We start from the raw sequence: 16,704 nt of genomic DNA, 5'->3' as shown, positions 1-16,704 counted from the left end.
TCGAGCCCCAGAGATTGGGTCCGGCCGCGAGCGTGGCCGGGCAATCAATAGCCGCTGGGCACCTCGGCGTGCCGGCCATCCTCCCCTTGCACGACACCGCGGCGCTTGCGGTACCAGAGCCAGTACACGGCCGACAAGGCCAGCATGAATGGCACGCCCACGACCAGCGTCATCCTGAATTCCGGCGTGAACCACGTCGTCGCCAGCGTGGCGGCCATCAACCCGGCGCCCAGCAAGGTCGTCACCGGGAACCCCCAGATCCGGAAAGCCAGCGGCCGACCCCGGTAATGCCGGCGGAAGAAGAGATGCGTGATGAAGATCATCAACCAGGTGAACATGGCGCCGAACATCGAGATCGCCATCATCAGCATGAACGAGGCATCCGGATACGCCACATTGAGCACGCCCGCGAAGGCAATGCCCACGGTGGACAGCAGCAAGGCCGCCATCGGCACGCCACGGCCGTTGACGCGGCCCAGCGCCTTTGGGGCATAGCCCGCGCGGGACAAGCTGAACATCATCCGCGTGGTGATATAGAGCTGGCTGTTCATGGCCGACAGCGCCGCCACCAGAATCACGAAGTTGAACACCGCCGCGGCGGCCGGCACGTCCGTGGCGGCCATCACCTTGACGAACGGACTTTCCCCCGCGCCGGCCGCCGTCCACGGCACGATCATCAGCGTCAGCGCAAGCGTCAGCAGGTAGAAGACCACCAGCCGCACCATCGTCGCGCGAAAGGCGCGCGTGATGGCGGTCTGCGGATCGCGCGCTTCGCCTGCCGCCACGGCAATCATCTCGATGCTCAGGTAGCTGAAGATGGACACGATCACCGCCACCCAGGTGCCCCACGGCCCCTTCGGGAAGAAGCCGCCATGCGCGGTGTAGTTGGCCAGTCCAATGCCGGAGCCGGCCGGCGCGCGCGCCACCACGTATGCGCCGAGCAGGATGAAGCCGACGATGGCGGCGATCTTCAGCATCGAGAACGCATACTCGACCGCGCCGAAAATCTTGACGCTGGCGGCATTGATGCCGATCAGCGCGGCCGAGAAGCCGACGATCCAGTACCACCCCGGCACCGTCGGAAACCAGTACTTCATGTAGACCGCGATGGCCGTTACTTCCGTGCCAACCGCGAAGACGATCGACGACCAGTACGCATAGCGCACGAGGAATCCGGCCATCGGCCCGATGTATTGCTCCGCGTTGGTGCCGAACGAGCCGGACGTCGGATGGGCCACCGTCATCTCGGCCAGGCAGCCCATCAGCAGCAGGGCAATCAATGCCCCGATGGCGTAGCTCACCAGCACGCTCGGGCCGGCCAGGCCAATGGCAAACCCGCTGCCGAGGAACAGGCCGGTCCCGATGGCGCCGCCGATGGCGATCATCGAAAGCTGCCCGGTCGTCAGCCCCCGATGCAGCCCCTGCTCCCGCTCGACGATCGCGTCGAATCCCTGCTGCTGCGTCATCGCTTGTCTCCTTGTTATGGTTCTGGCCGTTGCGCTCAGGTCACCGACTTGCGCGTGCGGAACGCTTCCGTGTTCCATGCCCCGCTCGTGACGATGTCCTTCAGCGCCGCGATGGTGTCCCAGATATCGACATGGCGAACGTAGAGCGCGGCAAAGCCAAAGCGCAGGATGTCCGGCGCGCGGAAGTCGCCGATGATGTTGCGCGCGATCAGCGCCTGCATGATGGCGTAGCCTTCCGCGTGCCGCAGCGATACCTGGCTGCCACGTTGCGCCGCGTCACGCGGCGTGGCCAGCGTGAAGCCCAGTCCCGCCAGTTCCTGCTCGGCCAGTGCGATGAATACGTCGCCAAGCGAAACGCTCTTCTCGCGCAATGCCTCCATGTCGACGCCGTCGAATGCCTCCAGCGCACTCTCCAGCGCGATCAGCCCGAGCTGCGGCGCGGTCCCTGTCAGCATCCGGTCGATGCCTGCATGGGGCGCGTACTCATGCGTGAACGCAAACGGCTGGGCGTGGCCGTGCCAGCCCGAAAGCGGCTGGCGCACATGCTCCAGGTGCCGCGAGGCGACGAACACGAACGCCGGCGCACCGGGTCCGCCGTTCAGGTATTTGTATCCGCAACCCACCGCGAAATCGGCCGCGCATTGATTGAGGTAGACCGGCATGGCACCCGCCGTGTGGCAGAGATCCCAGACCACCAGTGCGCCGGCCTCGTGCGCGCGGCGGGTCACGGCTTCCATGTCGTAGCGCTTGCCCGTCTTGTAGTTCACGTGGGTCAGCGACACGATGGCCACGTTCTCGTCGATGGCCGACATCACCGCTTCCGGATCGACGCATCGCAGTTCGCGGCCCGTCATCTCCGCCACGCTCTCCGCGATATAGACGTCGGTCGGGAAGTTGGTGCGCTCCGCCAGGATCACGCCCCGGCCGGGCCGCATCCGGGTGGCCGCCACCAGTACCTTGAACAGGTTGACCGAGGTCGAATCGGCGACGATCACTTCCCCCGGTCCGGCGCCAATCAGCCTGGCAATGCGGTCGCCGGTGCGCTGAGGAGCGGGATACCAGTCGGCATCGTTCCACGAACGGATCAGGCCCTCCGCCCATTCCTGTTCGATGGCTACCTTCATGCGCGCCGGCACATTGGCGGGCATCGCACCCAGGGAATTGCCATCGAGGTAGATGGTGTCGGCCGGCAGCGCGAATCGTGCGCGGCAGCCAGCCAGTTTGTCCGCCGCGTCCAGGGCGGCACAGTCTTCGCGAATCATCATGGGTTGGTGAATGCTGCTAGATAAAAAGGTGGGAATGCCAGCGCCCTGCCAGGACGCCGGCCAGGTGTATCAGGCGTGTCAGGCGTGTCAGGCGTATCAGGCGTGTCAGGCCGCGCGGCCGGGATGAACCTGTCCGCAATGCGCGCAGCGGCGCTTGTCCTCCGAGGCGTAGAAGCCTTCGAAGAGCGGCGGAAGGTCGGTGACAATGCTCTTGAGCTGCACCTCGACGCGATGCACCAGATGGCCGCAGGCGTCGCAGTACCATTCGAACCCGTCCAGCATCCCGGCGGGCCGCTGCCGCTCGATCACCAGGCAGGCGCTGCCGGCCTCGGGACGCTGCGGCGAATGGCGAACGTGCGGGGGCAGCAGGAAGATGTCCCCCTCTTTCAGGTCGACGCGCTCGCGGCGGCCATCGACCCAGAGATTCAGGTACGCGTTGCCGCGCAACTGATAGAAGAACTCCTCGAGCGGATCGTCGTGATAGTCCGTGCGATGGTTGGGCCCGCCCACCACCGTCACGATGAAGTCGCTGTCCTGCCATACCTGCCGGTTGCCGACGGGCGGCTTCAGCAGGTGCGCGTGCTCGTCGATCCAGCGGGGAAAATTGAAAGGCGCTCCGTAGGTCAGCATCTGTGTCTCTCTTGCGTCGGTGCCGCGTCGCACGTTGTCACCGGACGCTTGTCTTGAATGGCTCGACCGGAGTCTAGGGGAGCCACGTCGGCCTCGATAATCAATCATCGGGCGCTGGCTATCCCGAACAGGAATACCAGATCGCGCCGGCGTCTCGATGCGGGAATGCTCGCCTCAGCAAGCCTGTGGCGCGTCGGGCACGCTGGCCTGCGCGGCCTCTCGCAGGCACGCGATGAATGCACGACCCGCGGCGCTCTGCGGCTTGTTCGAGCGCACCGAGAATCCGACCGTGCCGAAGGCGCAGGTCTCCGGCAAGTCCAGGATGCGCAGCAGGCCGGCGCGCGCGAACTGCTTCGCTGCCACGCTTGGCATCAGCGCGATGCGCGGCGTCTCCATCAACAGCCCGAGATTGGTCAGCAGCGACAGCGATTCGACGACGTCTCCGGGCAGCGGCAGGCCGGCGCTGCGAAACAGCTGCTCCGCCGCCAGCCGCGCCGGCGAGTCGGACGTCGGAAGTATCCATGCCGAATCGGCCAGCTCGGAGAGATGCGTCACGCGATCCGGTGCGTCGCCGTAGCCCTTGCCCACTACCGCACACAGCGACTCCTCGAACAGCACCTCATGCGTCAGCGGGAACGCCGTGGCCACCGGCAGTTCGCGCTCCGGGAGACGGCCGACGACAACGTCGAGGTCCCCCGTGGCCAGCGCCGGGAACAGATGGGCCGTGGTGCCCTCGCGCACGGTCACCAGTACGTTGGGCGTGCGCGACTTCAGCATCGAGATGGCCAGCGGCAGCAGTCGCGCCGATGCCGAGATCAGTGTGCCGACGATGACATGCCCGCTGGTGCCCAGTCGGAAATCGTTCAGCTCGTCGGTCATGTAGCGCAGTTCGGCCATCAGGGACTTTACGCGCTGCCCGAGCAGCAGCCCAAGCTCGGTGGGCACCACGCCGCGGTTCGAGCGCAGGAACAGTGCGCCATCGAAACACGACTCCAGCTCGTGGATCACCTTGGTCACGGCCGGCTGGGTCAGACGCATGTCGTTGGCGGCACGCATCACCGAGCATGTCTGCAGCACGCGCTCGAAGATCATCAACTGGTTCAGCTTCAGCCTGCGGATCAGCGAAATCTCGCTGAGAGGATTGACGGACATTTGCGCCTCGGAATCACGATGTTGGGAACACCTGTGCGGGGCCACAAGCCATTTCCCCGCCATCCAGGTATGCCATGGATCACACACCTCACACACACCACATACACATTCGGGTCAACCCGCTATTACCAAATGGCCATTGTGTATAAGAAAATAGTCATCGGAATACAAATAACATCATACGTATAATTTACTTCAACCGAGTATACACGTAGGTGAAATGCCCGGGAGAAAGGAAGACGCCGCCGGGGGAGGTCTTCCGCAAGACGGCACAGGGAGGTGCCCGCGGCGATGACCGGCGACCCACGCCGGCCGCGCCGCCTTGCGGAGAGACCGCGTCCGCGACACAAGAAACGAAAAGATTCGGAGACACAATGAAAAGGAAGCTGCTAGTGCCGGGCGCCATGCTGTTCGCATGCGCCGGTGCCTATGCCGAGAGCGCGGTATGGCTGTCGGGCTATGTCGACCTGAACATCGAGCACCTGATCCAGTCGGGGCCGGCCAGCGTGACGCGCATGACCAGTGGCGGGCTGAACAACTCGCGCTTCAACCTCAGCGGCGTCGAGGAGTTGGGTGGCGGCTACAAGGCCGTGTTCACGATCGAGCCGACGTTCTCCGCCGACACCGGCGTGCAGGCGGCGCAGTTCCGCCAGTCCTTCGTCGGCCTCAAGAGCGCGGACCTGGGCGAGGTGACGATGGGGCGCCAGTTCACGCCTTCGTACTGGATCGCCGGCTACGCGGACCCGAGCTGGGCGGCGGCCTACAGTATGGTCAACAACATGGAGTTCTTCTACGCGTCCTATCGCGTGGACAATGCCATCCAGTACAAGACGCCCACGCTCTACGGCTTCACCGGCCGCGTGATGTATGCGTTCGGACTGGAGGACACCACGCGCGCGGGGCGTTTCCTGAGCATCGGCGTGGACTACCGCAACGGCCCGCTGTTCCTCGGCGCGGTCACCGAGCAGCAGTACACGCGCGACATCCACCAGGCGTCGCAGATCCCGTCGTCGCGCGACAACTATTTCTCGGCGGTCTATCGCATCGGGGGCTTCGAGCCGACCGCCATCTTCCATACCTACAAGGGCTACTACGCGTATCCACCCTATGTCGCGTTCAACTCCAGCGGCTGGGATGCCCAGATCGGCGCGCGCTGGAACATCGACGGCCGCAACCGCGTATATGGCAGCGTGGTCTACCGGCACGACGACAACAACAAGAGCATCACCAGCGCTACCGGCTTCGTGATCGGCTACCTCTATGGCCTGTCCAAGCGCACCGATCTCTATGCCACGTACGCGCACGTCCACAACCAGAACACCGTACCGATCGCGTATCCGGTGACCTTCCAGTCAAACCCGAGTCCGGGACAGAACCCTTCCGGCTTCCAGCTCGGTATCCGCCACGCCTTCTGAACACCCATCCGCCGCCGGCGTCGCGGATGTGACGCCGGCAGGAACCCATCGCCTGATCAACAAGGAGTCAGTCATGCATCGTCCCCAACGCCGGCATCGCCGCACAGCCCTGACCAGGGGCTGCGCCCTGGCGATCGCCCTGATGTCCACCGCCCTGCCGCCGCTGGCCGCACGGGCCGCCGGCGCCGAATCCACCTCGCCAGCCTCCGTGTCCCCCGCCGCCACGCCGAACGCCGGCCCGGTCACGCCCGGCACGCCCAACGTCAAGGACCCCTGGCTGGCAGGCTGGCTGCGCCTGACCCCGGATCGCCGGCCCGCCGCGCTCAAGGCCGGCGTCGACTACGGCATGGACCCGGCCACCGGCGAGTTCGTCTGGCCCAAGGCCGCACCCGAAGTCCACAACGGCCAGCGCTTCCCCGGCGAGATGACCACGTGGGACAAGAACACCTACGCGAAGAACGTCAAGGTGGTGGCCTTCTATCCGGGCGTCGGCTCGCCGTTCCACGCCTGGAACAACATCGTCGACTTCGATGGCAAACGCTACCTGTACATCCATGATCGCGACTACCTGCGCATCATGGACGTGACCGACCCCGCCCACGGCAAGGTGGTCTACTCGCAGGGCGGCGTCTGGGGGCCAAAGGGATCGAGCGAGAAGTACGACCCGAACACGGTGCAGGACTACCTCGGCGGCGCCACCATCGCGTGGAGCAAGAAGCTCGGCAAGCCGGTCATGGTGGCCTCGTACGAAATCGGCCGCTACGGCCTGATGCGCGAGAAGATGGAGCAGCCCGACAAGGTGGCCGCGCAGCGCAACTACAACTCGCTCAAGGGCTTCAAGGTGTTTGCCATGGACGGCCCGCTGCCGAACCAGTGGAAGCTGCTGGCAACCCGGACCACGGACCGGCAGCGCCCGGACGCGCCGGTCGGCCAGCAACAGGGCTCCGGATCGCTGGACGCGCCGGAGTACTACGGCGGCAAGTACATGATCGTCGCCGCCGCGCCCGACGACAGCTACGCGCTGACCGAATACCCGAACTACCTGTATTCACCCGGCTATCAGGTCTGGGACATGTCGGACCCCGCCAATCCCACCTTCGTCTCGCAGGTCGCGGTGCCAGGGCAGATCCTGGGCAACGCGGAACACGAGCAGACCTACCTGATGAACCCGCGCGCGGGCAACCGCACGTCGTGGATGGGCGCGCGCAATCCCATCTTCCTGCCCAAGTCGCTCGAAGCGGGCGGCAAGATCGGCTTCGGCGCAATGGGGGGCCTGGGCTTCTATGCCTTCGACCTGTCCAATCCCGCCAGGCCGAAGATGCTCGGCAACGTCAACACGCCGCCCAGCTTTGCCGGCACGGAGTTCGATAACGCGGACGTGAGCCAGTACGATCGCACCGGCTTCGTGTTCACCAACGGCTATCCCATGAACCGGGACTGCTACGAACCGTACAAGGACATCTTCGTCGTCGATGCCCGCGATCCGGCGCGCCTCAAGGTGGCCGCCAAGCTGCCCCAACCGGCAATCCCTCCCGGCGCGCCGTTCACGAGCTTCTGCCAGCGCGGCGGCAATTTCGGTCCCAAGCGTGCCAACGCCATCGGCCAGCCCGGCGGCTGGCGCCAGGGCGTGGTGCCCTACTCGTTCTACAACGCCGGCGTGCAGATCTACGACGTGAAAGACCCGACGCGACCCACGATTGCCGGCTACTTCATCCCGCCGCTGGCCGACGAGACGCAGCTCCCGTCGTACACGCTGGGCAAGGGCGTGTTCGCCATCTACACGGAGTACGACCGCAACATCATCTGGGCCTTCACGGAAGACGGTGCCTATGCCCTGTCGACACCGCTGCTGGGCGAACCCGTCACCGGCGCGCCGGCCAAGCCCTGGCCCCGCCGCTGATTCCCATCGGCCCATCGGACATCGGCCCGCCAGCGTCCCATCCGGCGCCGGCGGGCCGGTCCGCAACGTCTCACGAGACTTCCGCGATGTCGAAGAAAGCGCTTCTCCTTTGCCTGCTCTTCACCGGGGCGGCCCTATCCCCATGCGGCCCGTCGGTGTCGGCCGCGCACGCCGCCACATCGTCGAGCGAGGAAACCTGCCGTGCCTGCCATACGCTCGATACCGCGAAGATCGGCCCGCCATTCCGTGCGATCGCCGCGCGCTATCGTGACGATGCCAGCGCCGTCGACACCCTGACCAAGAGCATGCTTCAGGGCAGCAGCGGCAAATGGGGGGCGACGCCCATGCCACCCAATGCCATCTCGCCCGCCGAGGCCGTGCGCTTCGCGCACTGGGTCCTGCAACTTGCGGCGCCCGGCCCGCGCACCCCGTGACAGGCGACGCGCCGGACGCCCAGGCGTGCCGGCGCGGTCGCGCTCAGTCGTCCAGATCGACCGGATGGGCCGGCGCGGCATTGCGGAACCATCCCTCCAGATTGCGCAGCAGCGCCTCGTGCTGGGCCACGCGCGTTTCCGGCGAGCGGCCCGCCATGTGAGGCGTGAGGATGACCTGATCCATCTGACGCAGCGCCTCGGGCACCAGGGGCTCGGTCTCCAGCACATCGAGCGCGGCGCCACCCAGCTCGCCGCGCCGTAGCGCCTGCACCAGGGCCTCCGTATCCACCACGCTGCCGCGCGCCACATTGACCAGCAGGCCGTCGGGACCGAGCGCGCGCAGGACCTCCGCATCGACGAGGTGCCGCGTGGCCGGACCGCCCGGGCACGTCAGCGCCAGCACGTCGCAGGCGGCCGCCAGCGAGCGGACATCGCCGTAGGGCTCGCGGCCCGGCTGCGGCGCGCCGCTGCGGCGCAGGTAAGCCACGTGCATGCCCACGGCCTCCGCCAGTGCCGCCAGTCGCTGGCCGATATTGCCGAGCCCGACGATGCCCAGCGTCTTGCCGCGCACGCCCGGCCGCGGCGCACGCAGGGTATCCCACTGCCCCGCCTTCACGCCGCGATCCAGCGTTGCAATGCCACGCGACCACGCCAGCATCATCGCCAGCGCATGATCCGCGACGATCTGGCTATTGGTATCCGGCGCATGGCACACGCGCACGCCGCGCGCACGCGCCGCGCCACGCTCGATGTTCTCGTAGCCGGCACCGAAGCTCGCCACCAGCTCCAGCGCCGGCAACGCCGCCATTTCCGCGCCGGTCAGCCCGGTGGACCCATTGGTCAGCACCGCGCGTGCCCGCACCCGCTGCGCCTCATCCACCGCCGTCCACGGCACGAAACGGTAGTGCGGCGCGCGCGCCCGCAACCAGTCGTGGTCCAGCGGCAGCCGCGTCAGCACGACCACCTCCCCTTCGTTTTCCATGCGCTCGGCAGGCATCGTCCCCGCTCCTTTGGCTTGTGATTGATTGGTTCCGCGTAGATACACGGCATCGACGAAAAGTATCACGCACGGCTTGACATGTATACACATGGAACATAGAGTATCCACAAACGCGGATGTGCATAAAACGAGACGGAACGTCCGGAGACGACTTGCACGCCGGTTTTGTCCGACAACACCACACAGGAGACACGGTGAATTGGTATAGCCTCGCCACATTTGAATTGGCCGGCCGGCAGCAGCCCGGACTGGTCGTCGACAACACGCTCTACGCCCTGGCCGACGTGAGCCTGGCATGCGGCATCGAGGCATCGCGCCTGCCGCAGGACCTGAACGCGGCACTGGCGGACTGGTCGCGCCATGCGCCGCTGCTGGCCGATATCGCCGCGCGGATTCCGGCATTGCGCACCGCCGGCAAGATCGCCGCCGTCGATGCGGCCGCCACCTACGCGGCGCCCTATCGCCCGCGCCGCATCTTCGGCACCGCCTCGAACTTCTATGAGCACGCCGACGAGATGGGCACCAAGCTGGCCGCCCGCAGCGAAAGCCAGCCCTACATCTTCATGAAGGCGGAAACCAGCGTGGTGGCCACCGGTACCACGGTGCTGATGCCGCCCGAGACGAAGAAGCTCGATTGGGAAGTGGAGCTGGGCGTGGTGATCGGCCAGACGTGCCGACACGTCAGCGTGGAAGACGCGCTGTCGGTGATCGCCGCCTATACGGTGTTCAACGACATCAGCGCGCGCGACCTGAACCGCCGCACCGACTATCCGTTCACGCACGACTGGTTCCGCGGCAAGAGCTTCGACACCTTCGGACCGATGGGCCCGTGGCTGGTCCCCGCCGCCTGCATCCCCGATCCGCAGAACCTGCGCATGACGCTGCATGTCAACGGGGAGACCATGCAGAACGGCAACACCTCGCAGATGATCTTCTCGGTGGCCGAACAGATCGCCTACCTGTCGCGTATTCTGACGCTGCAACCTGGCGACCTGATCGCCACGGGCACGCCGGACGGTGTCGGCATGGGACGTGGCGTCTTCCTGAAGCCCGGCGACAGCATGACGGCCTGGGTGGAGCAGATCGGCACGATCGAAAACCGCGTCGCGCTGGAGCCCGCCGCGCGCTAGCACCGACCGCAGCCCGCTTCGCCAGGCCACACGGAAAACCAGGCAGAACACGCAGAACAGGCAGGAGACAAGCACATGACCCCTATTCGAACCCGCAAGCTGGGCCACCTCGTCCTGATGGTGCGCGATCTCGAAGCATCGACGCGCTTCTACACCGAGGTCATGGGCCTCACGGTGTCGGACCGCATCGCCGACCAGATGGTCTTCCTGCGTGCCGGCGAGGACCACCACGACCTGGCGCTCTCGCGGCTTGCGCCCGACGCGCCCGAGCGCGACAGCCCGCCCAGCTACACGCGGCCGGGGCTCGAGCATTTCTCGTATTACGTGGAATCGCTCGATGAAATGCAGCGCGCGGTGGAGGTGGCACGCAGCCACGGCGTCACCATCGAGCGCGGCATCGGCCAGCACGGCCCCGGCGGCAACTGGTTCCTCGTCTTCAAGGACCCCGATGGCAACAACGTCGAGATCTATACGGAGATGGAACAGATTCCCGCCGAAAGCGCGCGCAAGGCGCAGACGTGGGAGCGCAATCTGGAATCGTTCGACCGCCATCGCCTTGCGCACTTCGTGGTGCCGCCCGCGCCGGGCCTGCTCGCTGCCAAGCAGCGCAGCGAGCAGCAGCCGGCTCCGGCGCAGGACGAAGATGCCAGCCAGGAGAGTGGCAAGGAGAGCGGCAAAGGCAGCGGCAAGGGCAGCGACACCGGAGCCGGCGCATGAACGGCAATGCCATGCTGGCGGCATCGGCGTTCCCGGGACTCTCGCCGGCGCAGGCGGACGCCATGCTGGCTCTCGGACCACGCTGGGCCGACGACATCCAGGGCAATCGCCGGCAGGTATGCACGATCTACGACAGCGTGCACGCTGCGCAGCCAGCCGTTGGCATCCGCAGCCATGCGGACATTGCCTACGGCCCGCACGCGCGGCACCGCCTCGATCTCCATCTGCCCGAGGACGCCGCAGCCGGCCATGACCGGCCCGTGGTGGTCTTCGTGCACGGCGGCGCTTTCATACGCGGCGACAAGGATTCCAGCCCGTATATCTACGCCAACGTGCCGCGCTGGTGTGCCCGGCAAGGCTACGTCGGAGTCAACGTCGAGTATCGGCTGGCGCCCGAGGCGCAGTACCCGGCCGGGGCCGAGGATGTGGCGATGGCGCTGGCGTGGCTGCGCGCGAACATATGGGCCCACGGTGGCGATCCGCGCCGCATTGTCCTGATCGGACACTCCGCGGGCGGAAGCCACGTGGCGAGCTGCCTCAGCGATCCGACCTGCGGAGAGAACGACGAAGGCGTGGCCGGCGCCGTGCTCGTCAGCGCGCGCCTGCAGACCGACACGCTGCCGGACAACCCCAACGCCAATGGCGTCGCCGCCTACTTCGGCAGCGATCCGGCCCTGCAAGCAGCGCGCGCGCCGATGCCCTTCGCGGGGCGCCTGCGCGTGCCGCTGATGGTGGCGTTCGCGGAGTTCGAGAATCCCTACCTGGACCTGTACGCGCTGCAGTACGCGGCACGCGTACGCGAGGCCCAGCGACGCAGCCCGCGCGTGGTGCAGGTGGCACGCCATAACCACACGTCGATCGTCGCCCACCTGGGCACGGCAGACACCGCCTTCAGCCTGGCCCTGGGCGAGTTCCTGGCCGCCGTCACGCACCCCGTTACGCAAACCGTCCCGTAGCGCGGCGCCCATCGCCCCTGCCGCCAGGCAGGCATCCCAAACAACAATGGATACAACACCATGCTCACCCAACAACTTCGGGGTGTGTTCGCCCCTGTCGTCACGCCGTTTCATGAAGACCTGTCGATCAACCTGCCGGCCTTCGTCGCGCACTGCCAGGGGCTGATCGCCGACGGCGCCGGTGTCGCCATTTCGGGCACCAACAGCGAAGCCTGCTCCGAGACGTTCGAGGAACGCATCGCGCTCGTCGACGCCGTGATCGATGCCGGCATCCCCGGCGAGCGCGTGCTGGTGGGAACCGGCTGCTGCGCCATCGACGACGCCGTCGCGCTGACGCGCCACGCCATCGATCGCGGTTGCGCAGGCGTGCTGGTGCTGCCGCCGTTCTTCTTCAAGAACGTGAGCGAAGACGGTGTCTTCGCCTACTATCGCGAACTGATCGCGCGCGTGAACGACCCCGCGCTGCGCATCGTGCTGTATCACATCCCGGCGATGTCCGGCGTGCCCATCTCGCTGTCGCTGATCGAACGGCTGGTGCAGGCATTCCCGACGCATATCGTGGGCATCAAGGACAGCAGCGGCAACTGGGAAAATCTTGTCGCCATGCTGGAACGCTTTCCGTCGCTGTCCATTTTCCCGGCCTCGGAACTGCTGATGCTGCGCAGCCTTCCGCTGGGCGCCGCCGGCTGCATTTCCGCCACCAACAACATCAACGCACGCGCCATTGCCCAGGCGTTCGCATCCGGTGCCGATGCTGCGCGCCTGCGCGATGCCATCGCGGCCGTGCGTACCACGGTGGAACGCTTCCCGATGGTGGCCGCCGTCAAGCACACGCTGGCACAACTGACCAGCGACCCCGGCTGGCGTCACGTACGCCCGCCGCTGGTGCCGCTCGCGGCGGAGGCTTCCGCCGAGCTGCTGCAGGCACTGGCCGGCATTCCACGCGCGGAGGCCCGCGCATGAATCCCCCGCCACTCGCCGCATACTCACCCGCGCGTCGGGCTGGCGGCCATGTCCACCTGGCCGGCATGAGCCCGCGCACCCACGACGGTTGCACGGGGGTAACGACCGGCGCCGACGGCGAGCGCGTCTACGACATCGGCGTCCAGACCGCGTGTGTGCTCGACAAGATCGACCGCGCCTTGCAGGACGAAGGGCTGGACCTGGCCCATTGCGTGACCATGACGTGCTATCTGGTCGACATGCAGGACTACGCCGCCTTCAATGCCGCCTACGATGCCATCTGCAAACCACGCTTCGCCAGCGCGGGCCAGCCTTTGCCGGCACGCACCTGCGTGGCCGTGGCGGCACTGCCGCACCCCGACATGCGTGTGGAAATCACCGCCACGGCCTGGCAGGACACGCCGCAAGGCCCACGCCACACAGGAGGTCAGGCATGAGTGCGCCCCTCGCCGCCGATGCACTCGACACGCTGTTCCTGACAGCCCGCAGCCACAACGGCTGGCTTGACGCGGAGGTGCCCGACGCCACCCTGGCCCGGCTTTACGCGCTGGTCAGCCAGGGGCCGACCAGCGCCAACTGCTGCCCGATGCGCGTGGTCTTCGTGCGTTCCGACGCCGCCAAGGCGAAGCTGCTGCCCACCCTTTCGCCGGCGAACGTCGACAAGGTCAGGCACGCCCCCGTCACGGCCATCGTGGCCTATGACACCGCCTTCCACACGCTCGGTGCAACGCTGTTCCCGCACCGGCCCGCCATGTTCGACATGTTCGCCGCGGACCCCGCCCTGGCCGCGGAAACGGCCGTGCGCAACGGGTCGATGCAGGGCGGCTACCTGATCCTGGCGGCGCGCGCGCTCGGTCTGGACTGCGGGCCGCTGTCGGGTTTCAATTCGGAAGCGGTGAACCGTGCCTTCTTCCCCGACGGGCGCTGGCGCGTCAACTTCCTCTGCAACCTGGGCCAGGGCGACCCCTCGCGGCTATTCGGCAAGCTGCCGCGACTGCCGTTCGACCAGGCCTGCCGCATCGAATAGCGCTGCCGCCCGCCACCCATCACAATATCCCCCTGCACACAGAGCCAAAGACCGGTGTAGGCATTCCGGAGGAGACACCATGAAGATATCCCTGCTGCGCGCCCGCCTGGGCGCCATCACCCGCGGCACCTTGCTGGCGCTGTGCGCCCTGGCCGCCGCCCCTGGCCATGCCCAGGAGCCGTGGCCCTCGCGGCCCGTGACCATCGTCGTACCGTTCGCGCCGGGCGGCAATACCGACATGATCGCGCGCCTGATGGCCGAGCGGCTGGGCAAGGTGTTCGGCAAGCCATTCGTCGTCGACAACCGTGGGGGCGCGGCGGGCCTGATCGCCGCCGAATACGTCGCGCGCGCTCCCGCCGACGGCTATGTGCTGTTCATGTCGACGATGACGCAGATCGTCACTGCGCCGATGACCAACAAGATCCGCTATGACCCAGTGCGCGACTTCGTTCCCATCGTCAACGTCGGCGGCAATCCGTTCGTGCTGACGGCCAGCACGCGCAACAACTTCAAGTCGCTGGACGATCTGGTGCGCTACGGCAAGGCCCACCCGGGCGCCCTCAACGTGGGCCATGCCGGCAACGGTGGGCTGACGCAGCTCTCGGCGCTGCTGTTCCTGAATCGTGCCGGCATCCAGGCCACCATGGTGCCCTACCGTGGCGGTGCGCCGGCGCTTGCCGACGTGCTCGCCGGCCAGATCGACCTGTACAGCGCCAGCGTGTCGGAAGTCATGCCATACCAAGGCACCGGCAAGGTGTCATTGCTGGCGGTTTCCAGTGACAGGCGCCTGCCCGTGCTGCCGAACGTGCCCACCATCGCGGAAACCTTCCCGGGCCACGAGGTGGACACGTGGAACGGCCTGGTGGGACCGGCGAAGATGCCGCCGGAGGTCGTCGATCGCATCGCCGCCGAATCCAGGAAGATCATCGCCGACCCCGAGTTCCGCGTGCGGCTGGAGAAGGCCGGCATCGTACCGCTCGGCGAGACCCGCGACGCGTTTGCCCAGCGCATCCGGCAGGACCGCGCGAAGTGGAAACCCGTGATCGAGGCGGCGGGAATCCAGCCCGAATAGGAAGCGGCACGGGTATTCCGACATGGAATAGCCGACGGCGAAGGATTCAATTTCCAGCGGTGGGAGCGCTGCCTACACTGCGTCTCAGACCATCGCCCGGAGACTGCAACGTGTCGCTCCCTTCCGTCCTCTATCGGAACTACGTGAATGGCCGCTTCGAGGAAGCGGCCAATCTTTTTCCCAACATCTCACCGGTCGACGGCAGCACCGTCGGCCACGTCTGCGAAGCCGATGCCAGCCAGGTGGACCGGGCGGTGCGCGCCGCGCGCGCCGCGCTGGAAGGCCCCTGGGGCAGCACCAGCCCCGCCGAGCGCGCCCGCATCCTGCACGCCATTGCCGACGGCATCGAACGACGCTTTGACGAGTTCGTGGCCGCCGAGGTCGCCGATACCGGGCGTACCGAACAGCAGGCACGTGCGCTCGACATTCGCCGTGGCGTGCAGAACTTCCGCACGTTCGCGGATCTGGCCAGCCAGGCCGGCGGCGACTGCTTCGACATGCGGACGGCTGAAGGCGACGTCTTCAGCTACACGGTGCGCAAACCCCACGGCGTGGTCGGCATCATCTCGCCGTGGAACCTGCCGATGTTGCTGATGACGTGGAAGGTGGCACCTGCGCTGGCCTGCGGCAACGCCGTCGTCGTCAAGCCGTCCGAGGAAACGCCGGGCAGCGCCACGCTGCTGGCCGAGGTCATGCACGAGTGCGGTATGCCGGCGGGCGTCTTCAATCTCGTGCACGGCTTCGGCGGCAGCTCGGCCGGCGAATTCCTCTCGCGGCACCCCGGCATCGACGCCCTCACCTTCACCGGCGAATCCCGCACCGGCAGCACCATCATGAAAGCGGTGGCCGAAGGCGTGAAGGAGATTTCGTTCGAGCTGGGGGGCAAGAACGCCGCCGTGGTGTTCGCCGACTGCGACTTCGACAAGGCCGTGGCGGGCGTGATGCGTTCCAGCTTCACCAACACGGGACAGGTATGCCTGTGTTCGGAGCGCGTCTACGTCGAGCGGCCGATCTTCGAGCGTTTCGTGGCGGCGATGAAGGCGCGCGCGGAAGCGCTGCGCATCGGCTATCCGACTGCGGAGGGCGTGGAGATGGGCTCGCTGATCTCCCGCAATCACCGCGACAAGGTGCTGGCCTACTTCGCGCTGGCCCGCGAGGAAGGCGCGACCGTCGTCACCGGCGGCGGCGTTCCCCACTTCGGCGACGCACGCGACAACGGCGCCTATGTGCAGCCGACCATCTGGACCGGCCTGCCCGATTCGGCGCGCTGCGTGCAGGAAGAGATCTTCGGACCAGTCTGCCATATCGCGCCGTTCGACAGCGACGCCGAGGTGGTGAAGCGCGTCAACGACTCGCGCTACGGACTTGCCGCATCGGTGTGGACGCGCGACCTCACACGCGCACACCGCGTCACGCGGCAGTTCGACGTGGGCATCGTCTGGGTCAACACCTGGTTCCTGCGCGACCTGCGCACGCCGTTCGGCGGCACCCGGCTGTCCGGCATCGGCCGCGAGGGTGGACGCCATTCGCTCGATTTCTATTCCTCCCTGACCACCATCTGCGTCAATCCCTGACGC

The 16,704-nt window shown here is 66.8% G+C and carries 16 protein-coding genes; 11 read left to right on the top strand and 5 right to left on the bottom strand.

Translation table 11 applies throughout. The features are described from left to right. Positions 1–44: 44 nt before the first annotated feature. From ACO550_RS34155 to ACO550_RS34140, 4 genes are all read right to left on the bottom strand, one after another. Positions 45–1,466 carry an amino acid permease gene (locus tag ACO550_RS34155; protein ID WP_315596867.1) on the bottom strand — a complete coding sequence of 474 codons (1,422 nt, stop codon included), beginning with the start codon at positions 1,464–1,466 and terminating at the stop codon, positions 45–47. A 35-nt stretch (positions 1,467–1,501) separates the two neighbouring features. Next, positions 1,502–2,731: a kynureninase gene (kynU, locus tag ACO550_RS34150; protein WP_315596868.1), complete on the bottom strand. Its 1,230-nt coding sequence runs from the start codon at positions 2,729–2,731 to the stop codon at positions 1,502–1,504. Between the two features lie 105 nt (positions 2,732–2,836). Beyond that, positions 2,837–3,361: a 3-hydroxyanthranilate 3,4-dioxygenase gene (locus tag ACO550_RS34145; protein WP_315596869.1), complete on the bottom strand. Its 525-nt coding sequence runs from the start codon at positions 3,359–3,361 to the stop codon at positions 2,837–2,839. 174 nt (positions 3,362–3,535) lie between these two features. Then, positions 3,536–4,513: a LysR family transcriptional regulator gene (locus ACO550_RS34140; protein ID WP_315596870.1), complete on the bottom strand. Its 978-nt coding sequence runs from the start codon at positions 4,511–4,513 to the stop codon at positions 3,536–3,538. Positions 4,514–4,887: 374 nt separating this feature from the next. Between ACO550_RS34140 and ACO550_RS34135 the strand changes: the two genes are divergently transcribed. The 3 genes from ACO550_RS34135 to ACO550_RS34125 all read left to right on the top strand — a co-directional run bounded on the left by ACO550_RS34135 (position 4,888) and on the right by ACO550_RS34125 (position 8,262). Further along, positions 4,888–5,928, top strand: a complete 1,041-nt coding sequence (locus ACO550_RS34135) for a porin (protein WP_315596871.1) — start codon at positions 4,888–4,890, stop codon at positions 5,926–5,928. Between the two features lie 73 nt (positions 5,929–6,001). Continuing rightward, the gene (locus ACO550_RS34130) at positions 6,002–7,828 is read left to right on the top strand and encodes a hypothetical protein (RefSeq protein WP_315596872.1); all 1,827 of its coding nucleotides are present in this window, start codon (positions 6,002–6,004) and stop codon (positions 7,826–7,828) included. An 86-nt stretch (positions 7,829–7,914) separates the two neighbouring features. After that, a complete protein-coding gene (locus tag ACO550_RS34125) occupies positions 7,915–8,262 on the top strand; it encodes a c-type cytochrome (RefSeq protein ID WP_315596873.1) in 348 nt (115 codons plus the stop codon). A gap of 43 nt (positions 8,263–8,305) precedes the next feature. Here the strand turns inward: ACO550_RS34125 and ACO550_RS34120 are convergent, their stop codons facing one another. After that, on the bottom strand, positions 8,306–9,244 hold the full coding sequence (locus tag ACO550_RS34120; RefSeq protein ID WP_315596874.1) for an NAD(P)-dependent oxidoreductase: 939 nt from the start codon (positions 9,242–9,244) through the stop codon (positions 8,306–8,308). A 212-nt stretch (positions 9,245–9,456) separates the two neighbouring features. Between ACO550_RS34120 and ACO550_RS34115 the strand changes: the two genes are divergently transcribed. The 8 genes from ACO550_RS34115 (at position 9,457) to ACO550_RS34080 (ending at position 16,701) form a co-directional block, all read left to right on the top strand. Then, the gene (locus ACO550_RS34115) at positions 9,457–10,392 is read left to right on the top strand and encodes a fumarylacetoacetate hydrolase family protein (protein ID WP_315596875.1); all 936 of its coding nucleotides are present in this window, start codon (positions 9,457–9,459) and stop codon (positions 10,390–10,392) included. A 75-nt stretch (positions 10,393–10,467) separates the two neighbouring features. Next, positions 10,468–11,109, top strand: coding sequence for a VOC family protein (locus tag ACO550_RS34110; protein ID WP_315596876.1), 642 nt, complete (start codon positions 10,468–10,470; stop codon positions 11,107–11,109). Next, the gene (locus ACO550_RS34105) at positions 11,106–12,065 is read left to right on the top strand and encodes an alpha/beta hydrolase (protein WP_315596877.1); all 960 of its coding nucleotides are present in this window, start codon (positions 11,106–11,108) and stop codon (positions 12,063–12,065) included. Before ACO550_RS34110 ends, ACO550_RS34105 begins: the two co-directional genes overlap by 4 nt. Before the next feature lie 60 nt (positions 12,066–12,125). After that, positions 12,126–13,028, top strand: coding sequence for a dihydrodipicolinate synthase family protein (locus tag ACO550_RS34100; protein ID WP_315596878.1), 903 nt, complete (start codon positions 12,126–12,128; stop codon positions 13,026–13,028). After that, on the top strand, positions 13,025–13,465 hold the full coding sequence (locus ACO550_RS34095; protein ID WP_315596879.1) for a Rid family hydrolase: 441 nt from the start codon (positions 13,025–13,027) through the stop codon (positions 13,463–13,465). The genes ACO550_RS34100 and ACO550_RS34095 overlap by 4 nt, the downstream gene beginning before the upstream one ends. After that, entirely contained in the window at positions 13,462–14,055 is a 594-nt protein-coding gene (locus ACO550_RS34090; protein WP_315596880.1) for a malonic semialdehyde reductase, read from the top strand. Before ACO550_RS34095 ends, ACO550_RS34090 begins: the two co-directional genes overlap by 4 nt. Positions 14,056–14,134: 79 nt before the next feature. Next, positions 14,135–15,127 carry a tripartite tricarboxylate transporter substrate binding protein gene (locus ACO550_RS34085; protein ID WP_315596881.1) on the top strand — a complete coding sequence of 331 codons (993 nt, stop codon included), beginning with the start codon at positions 14,135–14,137 and terminating at the stop codon, positions 15,125–15,127. A gap of 110 nt (positions 15,128–15,237) precedes the next feature. Next, complete coding sequence (locus ACO550_RS34080; RefSeq protein WP_315596882.1) at positions 15,238–16,701, top strand: 2-hydroxymuconic semialdehyde dehydrogenase; 1,464 nt, start codon at positions 15,238–15,240, stop codon at positions 16,699–16,701. Positions 16,702–16,704 lie beyond the last annotated feature (3 nt).

Source organism: Cupriavidus sp. (genome assembly GCF_057315035.1).
The sequence above is the reverse complement of the archived record's forward strand: the minus strand, read 5'-3'. Positions and strand labels throughout refer to the sequence as shown.